This window comes from Neisseria sp. P0006.S004 (genome assembly GCF_051963015.1).
Classification (GTDB): domain Bacteria; phylum Pseudomonadota; class Gammaproteobacteria; order Burkholderiales; family Neisseriaceae; genus Neisseria.
Genome location: NZ_JBQCUS010000001.1, coordinates 241,968 through 256,992, shown reverse-complemented (window position 1 = coordinate 256,992; position 15,025 = coordinate 241,968). Strand labels below are relative to the sequence as shown.

16 protein-coding genes are annotated in these 15,025 nt (G+C 47.0%); 5 read left to right on the top strand and 11 right to left on the bottom strand.

Annotated features, from left to right (window positions below; translation table 11 throughout):
* The first annotated feature begins 66 nt into the window (after positions 1-66).
* From ACTHR2_RS01200 to ACTHR2_RS01180, 5 genes are all read left to right on the top strand, one after another.
* Positions 67-1,584, top strand: a complete 1,518-nt coding sequence (locus ACTHR2_RS01200) for a polyamine aminopropyltransferase (RefSeq protein WP_349306316.1) — start codon at positions 67-69, stop codon at positions 1,582-1,584.
* A 167-nt stretch (positions 1,585-1,751) separates the two neighbouring features.
* Positions 1,752-2,219 (top strand): FxsA family protein, encoded by a 468-nt coding sequence (locus ACTHR2_RS01195; RefSeq protein ID WP_070712314.1) that lies wholly within the window; start codon positions 1,752-1,754, stop codon positions 2,217-2,219.
* Positions 2,220-2,397: 178 nt separating this feature from the next.
* Positions 2,398-4,245: a lytic transglycosylase domain-containing protein gene (locus ACTHR2_RS01190; RefSeq protein ID WP_263341367.1), complete on the top strand. Its 1,848-nt coding sequence runs from the start codon at positions 2,398-2,400 to the stop codon at positions 4,243-4,245.
* Between the two features lie 277 nt (positions 4,246-4,522).
* Positions 4,523-4,735 (top strand): 30S ribosomal protein S21, encoded by a 213-nt coding sequence (gene rpsU, locus ACTHR2_RS01185; RefSeq protein WP_003680926.1) that lies wholly within the window; start codon positions 4,523-4,525, stop codon positions 4,733-4,735.
* Between the two features lie 102 nt (positions 4,736-4,837).
* Positions 4,838-5,284 (top strand): GatB/YqeY domain-containing protein, encoded by a 447-nt coding sequence (locus ACTHR2_RS01180; protein ID WP_004519479.1) that lies wholly within the window; start codon positions 4,838-4,840, stop codon positions 5,282-5,284.
* 63 nt (positions 5,285-5,347) lie between these two features.
* Here the strand turns inward: ACTHR2_RS01180 and accD are convergent, their stop codons facing one another.
* The 11 genes from accD to infC all read right to left on the bottom strand — a co-directional run bounded on the left by accD (position 5,348) and on the right by infC (position 15,023).
* Entirely contained in the window at positions 5,348-6,214 is an 867-nt protein-coding gene (gene accD / locus ACTHR2_RS01175; protein WP_070826505.1) for an acetyl-CoA carboxylase, carboxyltransferase subunit beta, read from the bottom strand.
* Between the two features lie 75 nt (positions 6,215-6,289).
* Positions 6,290-7,075 (bottom strand): tryptophan synthase subunit alpha, encoded by a 786-nt coding sequence (trpA, locus tag ACTHR2_RS01170; protein WP_263341360.1) that lies wholly within the window; start codon positions 7,073-7,075, stop codon positions 6,290-6,292.
* Between the two features lie 326 nt (positions 7,076-7,401).
* A complete protein-coding gene (locus tag ACTHR2_RS01165) occupies positions 7,402-7,749 on the bottom strand; it encodes a hypothetical protein (RefSeq protein WP_263341358.1) in 348 nt (115 codons plus the stop codon).
* Positions 7,733-8,035: an integration host factor subunit alpha gene (locus ACTHR2_RS01160; protein WP_003680933.1), complete on the bottom strand. Its 303-nt coding sequence runs from the start codon at positions 8,033-8,035 to the stop codon at positions 7,733-7,735. The genes ACTHR2_RS01165 and ACTHR2_RS01160 overlap by 17 nt, the downstream gene beginning before the upstream one ends.
* Positions 8,036-8,149: 114 nt before the next feature.
* Positions 8,150-10,513, bottom strand: coding sequence for a phenylalanine--tRNA ligase subunit beta (gene pheT, locus ACTHR2_RS01155; RefSeq protein WP_440375247.1), 2,364 nt, complete (start codon positions 10,511-10,513; stop codon positions 8,150-8,152).
* A gap of 91 nt (positions 10,514-10,604) precedes the next feature.
* Positions 10,605-11,711 (bottom strand): site-specific DNA-methyltransferase, encoded by a 1,107-nt coding sequence (locus ACTHR2_RS01150; protein WP_263341353.1) that lies wholly within the window; start codon positions 11,709-11,711, stop codon positions 10,605-10,607.
* 2 nt (positions 11,712-11,713) lie between these two features.
* Positions 11,714-12,511: a restriction endonuclease gene (locus ACTHR2_RS01145; RefSeq protein ID WP_263341351.1), complete on the bottom strand. Its 798-nt coding sequence runs from the start codon at positions 12,509-12,511 to the stop codon at positions 11,714-11,716.
* Positions 12,512-12,548: 37 nt separating this feature from the next.
* On the bottom strand, positions 12,549-13,541 hold the full coding sequence (gene pheS / locus ACTHR2_RS01140) for a phenylalanine--tRNA ligase subunit alpha (RefSeq protein ID WP_263341349.1): 993 nt from the start codon (positions 13,539-13,541) through the stop codon (positions 12,549-12,551).
* 248 nt (positions 13,542-13,789) lie between these two features.
* Positions 13,790-14,149, bottom strand: coding sequence for a 50S ribosomal protein L20 (gene rplT / locus ACTHR2_RS01135; protein ID WP_003675502.1), 360 nt, complete (start codon positions 14,147-14,149; stop codon positions 13,790-13,792).
* A 12-nt stretch (positions 14,150-14,161) separates the two neighbouring features.
* Positions 14,162-14,359, bottom strand: coding sequence for a 50S ribosomal protein L35 (gene rpmI, locus ACTHR2_RS01130; protein WP_003675505.1), 198 nt, complete (start codon positions 14,357-14,359; stop codon positions 14,162-14,164).
* Positions 14,360-14,501: 142 nt separating this feature from the next.
* A complete protein-coding gene (infC, locus tag ACTHR2_RS01125; protein ID WP_079453677.1) occupies positions 14,502-15,023 on the bottom strand; it encodes a translation initiation factor IF-3 in 522 nt (173 codons plus the stop codon).
* Positions 15,024-15,025: the final 2 nt, after the last annotated feature.

Below are 15,025 nucleotides of genomic sequence, written 5' to 3'. Positions count from 1 at the left end.
TATAATTAAACTTGCAGCCCACCTTAAAAATCATTACATTGCCCACACTCAAGCAACAAAAACGTCATCATGAACGCCCACCGCACCCTCATCATCTCCGTTTTTATCGTCGCAAGCTGCGGCCTCGCTTACGAGCTTATCATCGCCGCGCTCGCAAGCTATCTTTTGGGCGACAGTATTTTGCAGTTTTCCTCCGTCATCGGGCTTTATCTGTTTTCAATGGGTATCGGTGCCCACCTGACCCAATACATCAAAGATAAAGACGTGTTGCACCGCTTTATCGAAATCGAACTTCTGGTCGGCATCATCGGCGGTATTTCCGCGCTGGCATTATTTGTGGCCTTCGGTTTATCCGCCGCCCCGTTCCGCACCCTGCTCTACGCTTTTGTACTGATTGTCGGCATGGTTGTCGGCATGGAAATTCCTTTGGTCATGCGCGTGTTAAACCAAAAAGGCGCAGAGTTTAAAGAACTCGTTTCCAAAGTATTGACTTTCGACTACTTGGGCGCACTTGCCGTCTCGTTATTATTTCCGCTCCTGCTCGCCCCCAAACTCGGCATGGCGCGTTCCGCCTTGTTGTTTGGCATCTTCAACGCCGCCGTCGCCTATCTGACCGCCCGCGTATTCAAATCCGAATTACCCCGCTATCACGCCATCCGTACGCGTGCGTTTATCGTATTGACCGCGCTCATTACGCTCTTCATCTACGCCGACCGTATCTCTTTCAAAGCCGAACAAAGCTATTTCGGCGATCCCGTCGTCTATCAAAGCCATTCTCCCTACCAACGGCTGGTCGTTACACGCTGGAAAGATGATACCCGTCTCTATATCAACGGCAACCTGCAATTCTCCTCACGCGACGAAGCACGTTACCATGAAGCACTTGTTCTGCCTGCCATGCAGATGGTGCCCCATGCCGAACGCATCCTGATTCTCGGCGGCGGCGACGGATTGGCGGCACGCGAAGTCTTGAAATACCCGCAGGTCAAAAATGTGACTTTGGTCGATCTCGACCCCGACATGACCGCCACCTTTAGAACCTCCGCCACCTTGAGCGCGCTCAACCAAGGCTCGCTGTCCCATCCCAAAATGCACGTCGTCAACGACGATGCCGCCAAATGGCTGGAAGGGTCGTCTGAAAAATTCGACGTTATCATCATCGACCTGCCCGACCCGTCCAATTTCTCGCTGGGCAAACTTTACTCCGTCCCCATGTACCGCCTCGTTGCCCGCCATCTTGAACCGCAGGGCAAGATTGTTGTGCAATCCACTTCGCCTTATTTCGCACCCAATGCCTACTGGTCGGTCGTTGCCACCCTCGAAGCGGCCAAGTTGAATACCGCGCCCTATCATGTTTACGTCCCTTCCTTTGGCGAATGGGGATTTGTGCTGGCAGGGTTTGACCAAAACTTCCCCATTCCGCAAAAATTCGACGTACGCACCCGCTATCTTAATGCCCAGACCGTTGCCGAAATGTTCCGTTTTCCGCCTGATATGGCAAGGCGCAAGGTGGAAGCAAATTATTTAAACAACCAAATTCTCGTCAGTTATTTTGAAAGCGATTGGAACAATGTGATGCGATAGAATATCTAAAGGCCGTCTGAAATATCTTCCTTCTTTTTATCTCTGTTCAGACGGCCTCATTACCCGTTTACCCTTTTTCACACAGCATTTGCTTGAAAAAATAAGGTTTATCTTTATCTAGATAGAACACAATCGACACTATCCGTTGAATGAAGGAACAAACACTTATGCAGTATTTTGGAATCGGTTTTTTGGTTTTAATCTTTTTGGAAATCATGTCCATCGTCTGGGTTGCAGACTGGATAGGTGGCGGCTGGACGCTGTTTGTGATGGCTCTCAGCTTTATCAGCGGTATCTTTATGCTGCGCCATACCGGCATTTCCGGCCTTTTGCTCGCAGGCGCAGCCGTCCGCAGCGGCCAAAACATTTCCCTCTATCAGATGTTGTGGCCGATTCGCTATACTGCTGCCGCGGTTTTCCTGCTCAGTCCCGGCTTTATTTCAACCGCCGTCGCCCTGCTCTTGCTGATTCCGTTTAAAGGCAACGCGACCGCTTCTTCTACGCAGTCTTTCCAAAGCCGTCAGACTTACAGCTCCGCCAAAGAGGATGAAGACATTATCGAAGGCGAATATACGGTTACGCGCACCAGCAAAGCCGACAAGCCGCAAGACTATATCGAACACAAACCCGATTGACGACTTCCTTCATAAAAGGCCGTCTGAATTAGGAATACCTCAAAAGTGTTTCATATTTCAGACGGCCTTAGTCATTTCCGGGCTTTGAAAATGTAAATATCGGTTTGTAATTCGGTTATTCCGCATAAATCATTTAAAATAAGCAGCTATTTTGATTCTAAAAACGACACGGTATCCAATGAACGTTCAACGTCTTTTCCCTCTCTCCCTCAGCTTGATTACCGCCGCTGTTTTATCGGCGTGCGCCACCCAAAACACACCGACTGCTTCGAAAACCGAAACCGTCGTTCAGCCTAAATCTACTTCTATTCCTTCACGCCGCGCCGACAGCGAATCCAAAGTCCTGTCCGATTACAGTCAATACCAAAGCGCCATCGATGCCGCCAAACGCGGCGACGATGCTTGGGTACAACAATTTTTATCCCAAGCCAGCGACAGCGCAATGGCTGAAAACGTCCGCAACGAATGGCTGAAAACCTTGGGTGCGCGCGGCCAATGGGATTTGTTCCGTCAAGAATTCAGTAAATTGAACGCCGCCGGCGTCGCACAAGAAGTGCAATGTTATGCCGATTTGAGCAGCGGCAATTACAGCAAAGCCGCCGAGCTGGTTCGCGTTACCGGCAAACTGCCTGCCGGCTGTACCCGCTTAGTTGAAAGCGCGGCAGCTTCAGGCCGTCTGAACACCAACGACGCATGGCGTCGCGTACGCGGCTTATTGAGCAACAGCCAAACCACAGATGCACGCAACCTCGCTGCCGCATTGGGCAGCCCGTTTGAAGGTGGCACGCAAGGTGCGGCCGAATACAGCCTGTTGAGCGTAATCGGCAAAGATGCACGTAAATCCGCTTCTGCCGCCGCCACCCTGTCCGACATGGAATCCGGCCTCAGCCGCGAACAACGCAGCTTCGCATGGGGCGTATTGGGCCACTACCATGCACAAAGCCAAAATATGCCGACCGCTTTGAGCTACTACGGTCGCGTTTCCGACCGCAAACAACTGACCGACGAACAATTGGAATGGTACGCACGCGCCGCTTTGCGTCTGCAACGTTGGGACGAATTGGCAAGCGTGATTCAGCATATGCCTGAAAAACTGCAAAAAGACCCGACATGGCAATATTGGCTGGGCCGCAGCTTTGCCGCACAAGGCAAAAGCAGCCAAGCCAAAGAAATGTATGAAAAAGCTGCCGCTTCCGGCCGCAATTTCTACGCCGTAATGGCAGGTGAAGAACTGGGCCGCCGCATCAATACGCGCAACAATGTTTCTGATGCCGATGCCAGAGACGTCCGCCGTATGAGCGAAGACGGTGCCATCAAACGCGCATTGGTTCTGTTTAAAAACAGCCAAAGCAACGGCGATTCCAAAATGCGCCGTCAGGCACAGGCGGAATGGCGTTTTGCCACCCGCGACTTCAACGAAGACAACCTGCTGACTGCCGCACAAGTCGCTTTCGACAACCAGTTCTACGACATGGCAATCAACAGCGCCGACCGTACCGACCACAAACTCAACTACAAACTGCGCTATCTCTCTCCGTTTAAAGACCTGACCGTCCGCTATGCCGCACAGGCAGGCGTTGACCCGGCATGGGTTTACGGTTTGATTCGCCAAGAGAGCCGCTTTGTCATGGGCGCGCAATCAAGCGTCGGCGCACAAGGCCTGATGCAGGTCATGCCTGCAACCGCCCGCGAAATTGCCGGCAAAATCGGCATGAGCAGCAGCGAACTCTACACCATGGACGGCAACATCCGCATGGGTACTTGGTACATGGCAGATGCCAAACGCCGCCTGCAAAATAACGAAGTGATGGCCACCGCAGGCTACAACGCCGGCCCCGGCCGCGCCCGCAACTGGCAGGCTTCTTCTCCTTTGGAAGGCGCCATCTACGCCGAGACCATCCCATTCACCGAAACTCGTGATTACGTGAAAAAAGTCATGACCAACGCGACTTATTACGCGTCATTGTTCAACGAACCGCAAACTTCGTTGAAACAACGTATGGGTACGGTTCCCGGCCGTTATTAATACCCGATAGGCCGTCTGAAAAGTGAGACAGAATCAAACGTTCAGACGGCCTGCAACCTTGACAGACTATCGGGTTTATAAGATAATCGCCCGATTGTTTCTGACCGAAAAGGTCACTTGCACGGCAAAAGCCGACTTGTTAGGAGGTGATGTTTACATCACGGCGCGTATCCCGCCCTGCCCTAGGCAAACCAGCGATACAACAACTCCCCCATTATGACAAACCGTCCTCTATTTCTTAAAACGGTTTGATTGAACAAAATTTAAAGGAAATAAAATGCCTGCTATTCGTGTTAAAGAGAATGAACCATTTGAAGTTGCCATGCGTCGTTTCAAACGTGCCGTAGAAAAAACCGGTCTGTTGACCGAACTGCGCGCCCGTGAAGCGTACGAAAAACCAACTACTGAACGCAAACGCAAAAAAGCTGCTGCAGCCAAACGTCTGCAAAAACGTCTGCGCAGCCAACAACTGCCTCCTAAAATGTACTAATTACAGGCCTGCCCTGTGATAAACGACACACCGCAAGGGCAGCTTTGCGGTGTGTTTTGTTTTTCAGACGGCACCTTTTTATTGATATAAAGTGAGAACATTATGAGCCTAAAAACACAATTAACCGAAGACATGAAAACCGCCATGCGTGCCAAAGACCAAGTGTCTTTAAGCACCATCCGCCTGATTAATGCCGCCATCAAACAATTTGAAGTAGATGAGCGCACCGAAGCCGATGACGCAAAAGTCATCTCTATCCTGACCAAAATGGTAAAACAGCGCAAAGACAGCGCCAAAATCTACACCGAAGCCGGCCGTCAAGATTTGGCTGACAAAGAAAACGCGGAAATCGAAATCCTCAATCGCTACCTGCCGCAAATGATGTCCGCAGAAGAAATCAAGACTGTCGTGGAAGCAGTCATTGCAGAAACCGGTGCATCAGGTATGGCAGATATGGGCAAAGTCATGGGCGTATTGAAGACCCGCCTGGCCGGCAAAGCCGACATGGGCGAAGTCAACAAGGTTTTGAAAACCGCATTGACTGCTTAATCATCAATAATTAAAAAGGCCGTCTGAAATATTATTTTCAGACGGCCTTTCTTATTATGCCAATCAAGCAGCAGTTACTTTACCTTCATGACGCAACAAAGTAATCAAATCGCTGATACGTTTTTTCATGGAACGGCGATCGACGATTTGGTCGATTGCGCCCTTCTCCAACAAAAATTCTGCACGTTGGAAACCTTCCGGCAAGGTTTCGCGTACAGTCTGCTCGATAACGCGCGGACCTGCAAAACCAATCAGCGCATTCGGTTCTGCCAAAACCACATCACCCAAGAAGGCAAAGCTGGCAGACACTCCGCCCATGGTCGGGTCGGTCAATACGGAAATAAACGGCAGACGTTTTTCAGTCAGCAAATGCAAAGCTGCGCTGGTCTTCGTCATCTGCATCAAAGAGTTAATCCCTTCCTGCATACGCGCACCACCGGAAGCCGCCACGCAAATAAACGAACAATTATCTGCAACGGCACGACGTACACCCTGCACGAAACGCTCGCCCACGACCGAACCCATAGAGCCGCCGATAAAACGGAATTCAAACGCAGCCACAACGACAGGCAGACCGTTCATGGTGCCTTTCATAACAACCAATGCATCGTCTTCGCCGGTTGCTTTACGCGCAGCCGCGAGGCGGTCGGGATATTTTTTGCTGTCTTTGAATTTCAGCGGATCTGTCGGTTTAATATTGGCTGCAATCTCTTCACGGCCTTCTTCATCCAAAAGCAGGTCCAAACGTTCGCGCGCAGAAAGCGGATTGTGGTGATTACATTTCGGGCAGACTTCGCTGTTTTGCTTCAACTCGGTTGAATAAACCGTTGCCGAACAAGACGGACATTTGTGCCACAGGCCTTCAGGGACGCTGGACGAACTGCTTCGGTTTTTAATTTTCGGAGGAAGAATTTTATCTAGCCAGCTCATGAATGACTCCTTGGTATTCAGAATTCAGACGGCCTGTTGAACGTAAGGCCGTCTGAAATAATGGAATAAAAAATATTAGCGAATCGCGTCTTTCAACTCTTTAACCAACACGCCTACTGCTTCAGCCTCGCTACCTGCGTGGCTTTCAATCTCTTTGACGATACGGCTGCCGACAATAACGGCATCTGCTACCGCACCAATCTTACGCGCACTCTCCGCATTATTGATGCCGAAGCCGACACCAATCGGAATATCAATGTATTTGCGCAAAAGCTCTATTTTACGCGAAACTTCTTCAGTATCCAAACTTGCCGCACCGGTTACACCTTTGAGAGATACATAATACACAAAACCGCCGGCTACTTTGGCAATCGTTTGAATACGCTCCTCAGTTGTTGTTGGTGCAATAAGGAAAATGCAATCAATACCTTGTACTTTCAACGACTCATGCAAAGGCGTAATGGTTTCTACCGGAGAATCCACGGTCAACACGCCATCAACACCTGCTTCGGCAGCCGCTTGTGCAAACGCCTGATAACCCATTTTATGTACTGGGTTCAAATAGCCCATTAACACGACCGGCGTTTTATCATTGGTTTGGCGGAACAAGCGCACTGTTTCCAATACGTCGTGCAAGGAAACTTGATTTGCCAACGCCCTTTCAGCCGCACGTTGAATAGTCGGGCCATCTGCCATCGGGTCAGAAAACGGCACACCCAGTTCCAAAATATCAGCACCATTAGCCACCAGGCTATGCATCAATGCCAAGGTCGTCTCAAGGTTGGGATCACCCACTGTAATATAAGGAATCAGTGCTTTTGCGCCATTGAGCGCTGAGAAAGTTTGTTGGATTCTGCTCATTTTCTGCTATCCATTTCATCGATTTGAATGTTGTCCGGCAACCTGTTTATTCTGCCGTTATATTTGTTTTAAAAACCTCAGTCTGCCATGAATAAGCGGCATTTATCCGCATTATCTAATGACTGTTTCTTCCAAATTGGCAAACAAGAGGCTAAGTATAACATTTACGGCTATTTCATAGAATCATTTGCAATCAAGATTCTGATATTTTGAAAGCAATATAAAACAATAAAGGCCGTCTGAAAATCATTCAAACAGCCTTTATTAGAATCAATTATGCAAATCTTTGTATGCCTTCGCACTTTTGATCACAATTTCCCTATCGATTACAGCTCGACATGGTGATTTTGTTTTTCAGAGCTCAGATGACGCTCTAAATCAGACAAAATCTGCGTCAGACCATGACGGACTTCTTCCGCATTGGCGGCAGGATTGCCGTTTGCATCCAAAGCGCCACGGCTGAACGTATCGATATACGGTTCAAACGTATCTTTCAGTTTCAACAACTTAACTACATCTGAGCGCGTATATCGATCGCCACCGTATCCAATCACAACATTATTTTCATGCTGCCATTGGGCAAACTGAGCCGGACTGATTTGCACCAATTGGCACATTTCATCCAACGTAAAATAACGCTTGGCAGGAATAACCGGATTATTGTTGTTTGTCATAGTAATGCTCCACCATGCCTTTGAGTTTTTGACTGGCATGGAAAGTTACCACACGGCGTGCGGTAATCGGCACTTCTTCGCCTGTTTTAGGGTTACGGCCAGGGCGTTGAGGTTTGTCGCGTAATTGGAAATTACCGAAACCGGAAATTTTAATTTCTTCACCACGCGCCAAAGTGCTGCGGATTTCTTCAAAAAAGAGCTCGACGATTTCTTTGGCATCATTCTTGGTGACGTTGCTGACTTTGTCGACCAAAATATCAGCCAATTCTGCTTTAGTTAGTGTCATGTGTTTACCTTCATTCAAACTGGTGCAATTATTACCAAAATTCTTTTAAAAATCAAGTCCTCACCAAAAAATCAAATATTATTGGTGATTTTTGGCGACAACTTTTATCTTATTTTAAGCGCGAAGCTGTGCGTCTTTTTCGGCTGCCGCTTTAATCATTTTCGCAACCAAAGGCTCGATGACTTCATCTGTCAGCGTGTTTTCCATATCTTGCAAAATGATTTTGACGGCAACGCTCTTCATGCCTTCAGGCACGCCCGTACCGCGGTAAACGTCAAACACGCTGATTTCTTGAACCAGCTTGTTTGCCGCCGCTTTCAGGGCATTTAACAAATCATCATGCGTTACAGCTTCAGGCATTACAAATGCCAAATCTCGGCGCGCAGGTTGGAATTTGGATACAGACTGATAACGGGTTTTCTCACGGCCCAATACCGCATCCATATCGATTTCAAACACCAGCGGCGCTTGTGGCAAATCATATTTTTGCAGCCATTTCGGATGCAACTCGCCAACAAAACCAACTACTTTGCCGTCTGAAACGATATTGGCGGCACGTCCTGGATGCAATGCCGGATGTTCTGTCTTAACAAAGGATACTTCCTTGTTTTTCAAAAGGCTCTCAACATCGGCTTTCATATCGTAAAAATCTACGTAGCGTGTTTTCTCACCCCATTGCTCAGGCAACACGGAGCCATACCACAAACCGCCAATACGTTCGTTTTGAACAAATTGATCAGCCGAATCTTTGCTGAACACACGGGCAATTTCAAACACGCGTACGCGGTTTTGCTTACGGTTCAAATTGTTTTGCAAAACTTCCACCAAACCGCCGATAAGCGTAGAACGCATAACGGCATACTGCGCCGCCAACGGATTTTGCAGGCGGATAGGATTGGTATTGGCAGCAAAGTCTTGCTCCCATTGCTCATCCACAAACGCATAGCTGACTACTTCGCGGTAACCGCGAGCCGCCATTTCGTTATAAACCGCAAAACGCGGACGTTTGGTTTCAGGCAAAGCCAACATCTTCAGACGGCCTGAAGTATAGTCGTCGGGAATATTTTCATAACCGTAAACACGACCGATTTCTTCAATCAAATCGGCTTCGATTTCGATGTCGAAACGGAAGCTAGGAGAAGTGACACGGAAGCCTTCTGCAGTTTTCTCAGGCTGCAAACCCAAGTGTTGCAAGATAATTTCGACTTGCTCGGCAGGGATTTCAACGCCCAATACCGTTTTCAGACGGCCTAAACGCAATTCGACCTGTTTTGCCTCGGGCAATTTGCCTTGTGCTTCAACCATTTCACCGGCCGCGCCACCGCAAATCTGCAACACCAATTCGCTAGCACGCTCAATGGCATCAGCTTGCAAGCGGTAATCCACACCACGTTCAAAACGGAAAGAAGAATCCGAGCCAAAACCGTATTGACGGGATTTACCGGCAATAATCTCTGGAGCAAACCAAGCAGCTTCCAACACAATATTTTGTGTCTCATCAGAAACCGCGCTTGCCTCGCCGCCCATCAAGCCGGCCAAGCTCAACGCACCTTTTTCATCAGCGACCACCAGTGTATTGTCAGCCAAAGTAACCATCTTCTCATTCAGACACGCCAAAGTCTCGCCATTTTGAGCACGGCGGACAATCAAACTGCCTGACAGCTTGTCAGCATCGAAAACATGCATAGGCTGACCGATTTCCAGCATCACATAGTTACCAATGTCCACCAATGCGGAAATGCTGCGGATACCGCTGCGTTCCAAACGTTGTTTCATCCAATCGGGAGTAGCCGCTTTCGCATTGACATTTTCAATAACGCGGCTGATAAAACGGCCGCAGTCGGCCGGTGCATCAATACGGACAGCCTGTTTTTTCTCGCTGCCGATAGAGGCCGTCTGAATTTCAACAGGCGTAAACGCACATTGAGTCAATGCAGAAACCTCACGCGCAATACCCTTAACGCTCAAACAATCAGCGCGGTTAGGCGTAATTTTTAACGTAAACAGCGTATCGTCCAAATCCAAGTATTCGCGGATGTTGGCACCGACAGGCGCATCTTCAGGCAAAATGTGCAGACCATCTACACCATCATCAGGCAAACCCAGTTCATTGGTCGAACACAGCATACCGTTTGATGGCACACCGCGCATTTTAGTCGGCTTAATTTTGAAATTGCCCGGCAAAACAGCACCCGGCAAGGAACACGGCACTTTAATGCCCGGTTTGACATTCGGCGCACCACAAACAATCTGAACCAACTCGCCCGTACCGGCATCAACTTGAGTAACGTTCAAACGGTCTGCATCAGGATGTTTTTCAACAGATTTTACTTCGGCAACAACCACGCCACTGAAAGCAGGGGCGGCAGTATCGATTTCTTCCACTTCCAAACCGGCCATGGTCAAAAGATGTTCCAGTTTATCGGCAGAAAGATCAGGATTGGCTTGGGTTCTCAGCCATGAATAAGGAAATTGCATGTTATGTTCTCAATCAACTAATTAACTTTTGTTTTATCAGATTTTGTTTTCAAACAACCTTTTCTTGGGTGGTAGGCTGAGTTTTAGAATTTCAGCCAGCTTGAAATTTTTCAATCGTTATCGTTTGTACAGGGAACAGGCCAAATCTTTGTTGTATGACGTGAACGGCAACTTCCGATGCATCGATGCCAATCCATTCTCTCCCTAAATTTTGTGCTGCCCACAAGGTTGAGCCACTGCCTGCAAAACAGTCTAAAACAATAGAGTCAGGGAGAGATGATTGAGCAATAATCATTTCCAGCATTTGAGCATTTTTTTCAGTTGGATAAATAGGGTAAACAGGATCTTTATACTGCCAAATATCCTGTATCTTTTTTCCCTTATGCTCATCGGCAAATTTTTTTATACGCGGAACACCATTTTTTGACCACTCTAATAATCCCTGTTCATCCAGCTTATCTAATTCAGATGGGGTACTGCGCCAATGCCTACCCTTCGGAGGCAAAATTCCACGCCACATTCCACCTGTTTCCCCATTTTGCGTTTCACCTGGTGCATGGACAGGGACCGTATTATAACGTCGCCCATTCTCATCAACCTTTTGAAACATTTCTATTTTGTCTTCATTGGTTAGTGGAATGGTAATGTTGTTGAAAATATTTTTTTTAGCGTTTTTAGCATAAAACAAAATCATATCTTTTTCATTGCCGAATGCTCGCCGTACAAAATTTTTGGGGTTCGATTTGATTCGGGCTATATCATTTTTAAAATTTTCCGCACCAAATACTTCATCCATAATAATTTTCAGATAATGCCCAACTTTACTATCAATATGTACATAAATTGATCCACGAGGCGACAATAATTCACGCATTAAAATCAGGCGTTCACGCATGAATTCCAAATACTCTTCCATGCTGCGACTATCAGAATATGCAGTAATGCCGTAAGTAGTACGACTTATGGTACTGCTTCGTCCATCTGATACAGTGAAATTTTGTTTTGTGTTATATGGTGGATCAATGTAAATCAAATCAATCCGTTCGCGATAGCCACTCTTAAGCAAGGCGGAGAGTGCATGGAAATTATCGCCGAAAAACAAAAGCGGAAGCGGTTTATTTAAGGCAAGCGGCGGAATTCTTTCAGCTTGTGCGATAATCTGATTTTCAGACTGCTTGTTGGGATAAATAAGCTGCATGGTCATACCGAAAACAAATAATCTCTCAACAAAACCGCCGATACGACCACTTCGTCATTAGTAAACGAGGAAAGCTCAGTAAACATTTTACCTCTGCTTTCAATATATAAAATACCATCTAAAATTGCGATGGTTTTGACCTGATAAGGAGAATACGCAAGCGGCGCACGCATAGTTGCCAATGCATCATTAAATTGAGCATTTTGATGTCCGCCAACATCGGTTAAAAACTTGGCTTCGCCGATAATATACGTCTGATTGAATTTAGCGATAAAATCCAATCCCTTATTATGTTGATAGCCCAAATGTGTTTTAGCAAATACTTCCATTGCCTTATCGCCAGCATTAAACACAATATTCCCTTGATAATTCAGAAATTCATCTACATTATCAGTAACCGGCACACCCAACGCACCGCTAGCAATCCAATTTTTAAACAATGGGCCGATTTGGCGGTTAGTTTCTTTGGGAACAGTAGTTTTGTCCAAAATCTCATCAAAACCCATTTCGATCAACATCCCCGCCAAACGGCTTACAGTAGCAGGATTGCGGGCAATCGCAGTTTTGTCCCGTTTCAGGTAGGCGACATAGCTGTCTTTAATCGGAAATATTTCCTGTTTGAGCAAAACGTACAGCAACTTTTCACCGTCCTGATTATCCAGATGTACGCGAATTTCTTTTTTCGTTTCTAAAGATAATTCTCGGCGCAAATTAATTGACATGGGATACACACGGTAGAGTTGATCCAGGTAATTACTTTGAGCTGCCAACTCAATACTTTTTTGCGTCCATAAATTCATATGTTCTATTTCCCTTTTTCAGATGACCAAAATCCCGTTATTTTGCAAACTGCTTCAAGAAGTTCAAATCGTTATCGAAGAACAAGCGCAGGTCATTGATGTTGTAGCGCAACATGGCAAAGCGGTCGAGACCGATACCGAAGGCGAAACCGGTGTATTTCTCAGGATCGATATTAACGTTTTTCAACACGTTAGGATGTACCATACCGCAACCGCCAACTTCCAACCATTTGCCGTTTTCGCCCATGATGTCGATTTCGGCAGAAGGCTCGGTAAACGGGAAGAAAGACGGACGGAAACGTACTTGCAGGTCATCGCGTTCAAAGAAGCGACGGATAAAATCAGTGAACACTGCTTTCAAGTCGGCAAAAGTGACACCCTCTTCCACCCACAAACCTTCGGCCTGATGGAACATAGGCGAGTGAGTGGCATCACTGTCCACACGGTAAACGCGGCCGGGAGCAATAATGCGGATAGGCGGCTCTTTTTTGTCGAGCATATAGCGGATTTGAATAGGCGAAGTGTGTGTACGCAAAACGTCGCCGTTTTCAACGTAGAAAGTATCTTGCATTGCACGCGCTGGGTGATTTGCAGGAATATTCAAGGCTTGGAAATTGTGGAAATCGTCTTCGATTTCAGGGCCGTCCGCCACTTCAAAACCCATACCGTGAAACAGATCAACCACACGTTGCAAAGTCAAAGTAACCGGATGCAAACCGCCATGCTCTTGTGCACGGCCCGGCAAAGTAATATCCAAGGCTTCTGCAGCCAATTGGGCTTGCAGCTTGGCTTCATTCAGGGCATCGCGTTTGGCATTAAAGGCCGTCTGAAACTGATTTTTGCATTCGTTAATGTGTGCGCCTATGGTTTTACGCTCTTCAGGAGACATTTGACCCAAAGTTTTCAAAAGCCCGGTCAATTCGCCGGTTTTACCAAGATAGCGTGCTTTAATTTGTTCTAAGGCATTGAAGTCTTGCGCGGTTTCAATAGCGGCAATACCTTCTGCAACGATACGGTTTACATTTTCCATAGTGGTTTATCGTCTGTTTGTTGATGGCAGGCCGTCTGAAACAACAAAGCCGTCTGTTGGATTTGATTGCAAACCCGTTCAGACGGCCTTTTGTCTTATTGCGGCCAATCCGTTTGATAAGAGAGGCCTATTCTATCGCAAATTAGTATAAAAAAATAGAGTTTAAAGAAAGAAAATCAACTACATAGGATTTCTTTAAGAAAAGAAAAAAGGAAGCATAAGCTTCCTTTTTAAATAATCTTATCGAATTAAGCAGCCAAAGCAGCTTTAGCTTTTTCAACCAATTGTGCGAATGCAGCTTTGTCGAATACAGCCAAATCAGCCAATACTTTGCGGTCGATTTCGATAGCAGCGCGTTTCAGGCCGTTCATGAATTTGCTGTAAGACAGACCATTTTCACGAGCACCTGCGTTGATACGAACGATCCACAGTTGACGGAATTGACGTTTGCGTTGGCGACGGTCACGGTATGCGTATTGACCGGCTTTCATTACCGCTTGTTTGGCAACACGGTAAACGTTTTTACGACGACCGCGGTAGCCTTTGGCTAACGCGAAGACTTTTTGGTGACGAGCACGAGCGGTAACACCGCGTTTTACGCGTGGCATATTCTAAACTCCTTAAGCGTAGGGCAACATTTTAGCAACAGAAGCCAAATCGCGTGAATCCACCATAGCGGTGCCGCGCAATTGACGTTTAGTTTTAGTGGTTTTTTTGGTCAGGATGTGACTTTTGAACGCATGACCGCGTTTTACACCACCGTTACCCAGTACTTTAAAGCGTTTTTTCGCGCTAGACTTGGTTTTCATTTTAGGCATTGGAAAACTCCATTCGTTATTAGATAAGGTATAAGGGGTTTTGAAATAAATTTCAAACACTTGGAACCCAAAACACCACGGTTTTTGCCGCTAATTAAACCTTATTTCGAGCGGCAATCGAAATAAGCCTTGCATTATAGCTTTATTTTTTCTTAGGCGCAATCATCATCACCATCTGGCGGCCTTCCATTTTAGGGAAGGACTCGATTTGTGCCACTTCAGCCAACTCTTCTTTTACGCGTTCAAGCAGTTGGGCGCCCAATTGTTGGTGGGCCATCTCACGACCGCGGAAACGCAATGTCACTTTGACTTTGTCACCATCGGCAAGGAAGCGGTTGATGTTGCGCATCTTGATTTGATAGTCGCCTTCATCAGTACCCGGACGGAATTTAATTTCCTTGATTTGTACCTGCTTTTGGTTTTTCTTGGCTTCGTCGCGCTTCTTGGCTTGTTGGTATTTATATTTACCGTAATCCATCAGTTTGCATACGGGCGGTTTGGCAGTCGGGGAAATTTCTACCAAATCGACATCTTGCTCTTCGGCCATAGCCAGAGCTTCACGAACTGAAACGACACCAAGCTGATCGCCTGACTCACTGATTAATCGCACTTCTTTGGCGGTAATTTCACCATTGATTCGTGCTTCGCGTTCTTGAGCGATGATGA

Bases quoted from the DNA above. Each gene is read 5' to 3' on its own strand.
- ACTHR2_RS01195 (WP_070712314.1), top strand. From the start codon at position 1,752: ATGCAGTATTTTGGAATCGGTTTTTTGGTTTTAATCTTTTTGGAAATC.
- ACTHR2_RS01190 (WP_263341367.1), top strand. From the start codon at position 2,398: ATGAACGTTCAACGTCTTTTCCCTCTCTCCCTCAGCTTGATTACCGCC.
- rpsU (WP_003680926.1), top strand. From the start codon at position 4,523: ATGCCTGCTATTCGTGTTAAAGAGAATGAACCATTTGAAGTTGCCATG.
- ACTHR2_RS01180 (WP_004519479.1), top strand. From the start codon at position 4,838: ATGAGCCTAAAAACACAATTAACCGAAGACATGAAAACCGCCATGCGT.
- accD (WP_070826505.1), bottom strand. From the start codon at position 6,214: ATGAGCTGGCTAGATAAAATTCTTCCTCCGAAAATTAAAAACCGAAGC.
- trpA (WP_263341360.1), bottom strand. From the start codon at position 7,075: ATGAGCAGAATCCAACAAACTTTCTCAGCGCTCAATGGCGCAAAAGCA.
- ACTHR2_RS01165 (WP_263341358.1), bottom strand. From the start codon at position 7,749: ATGACAAACAACAATAATCCGGTTATTCCTGCCAAGCGTTATTTTACG.
- ACTHR2_RS01160 (WP_003680933.1), bottom strand. From the start codon at position 8,035: ATGACACTAACTAAAGCAGAATTGGCTGATATTTTGGTCGACAAAGTC.
- pheT (WP_440375247.1), bottom strand. From the start codon at position 10,513: ATGCAATTTCCTTATTCATGGCTGAGAACCCAAGCCAATCCTGATCTT.
- ACTHR2_RS01150 (WP_263341353.1), bottom strand. From the start codon at position 11,711: ATGCAGCTTATTTATCCCAACAAGCAGTCTGAAAATCAGATTATCGCA.
- ACTHR2_RS01145 (WP_263341351.1), bottom strand. From the start codon at position 12,511: ATGAATTTATGGACGCAAAAAAGTATTGAGTTGGCAGCTCAAAGTAAT.
- pheS (WP_263341349.1), bottom strand. From the start codon at position 13,541: ATGGAAAATGTAAACCGTATCGTTGCAGAAGGTATTGCCGCTATTGAA.
- rplT (WP_003675502.1), bottom strand. From the start codon at position 14,149: ATGCCACGCGTAAAACGCGGTGTTACCGCTCGTGCTCGTCACCAAAAA.
- rpmI (WP_003675505.1), bottom strand. From the start codon at position 14,359: ATGCCTAAAATGAAAACCAAGTCTAGCGCGAAAAAACGCTTTAAAGTA.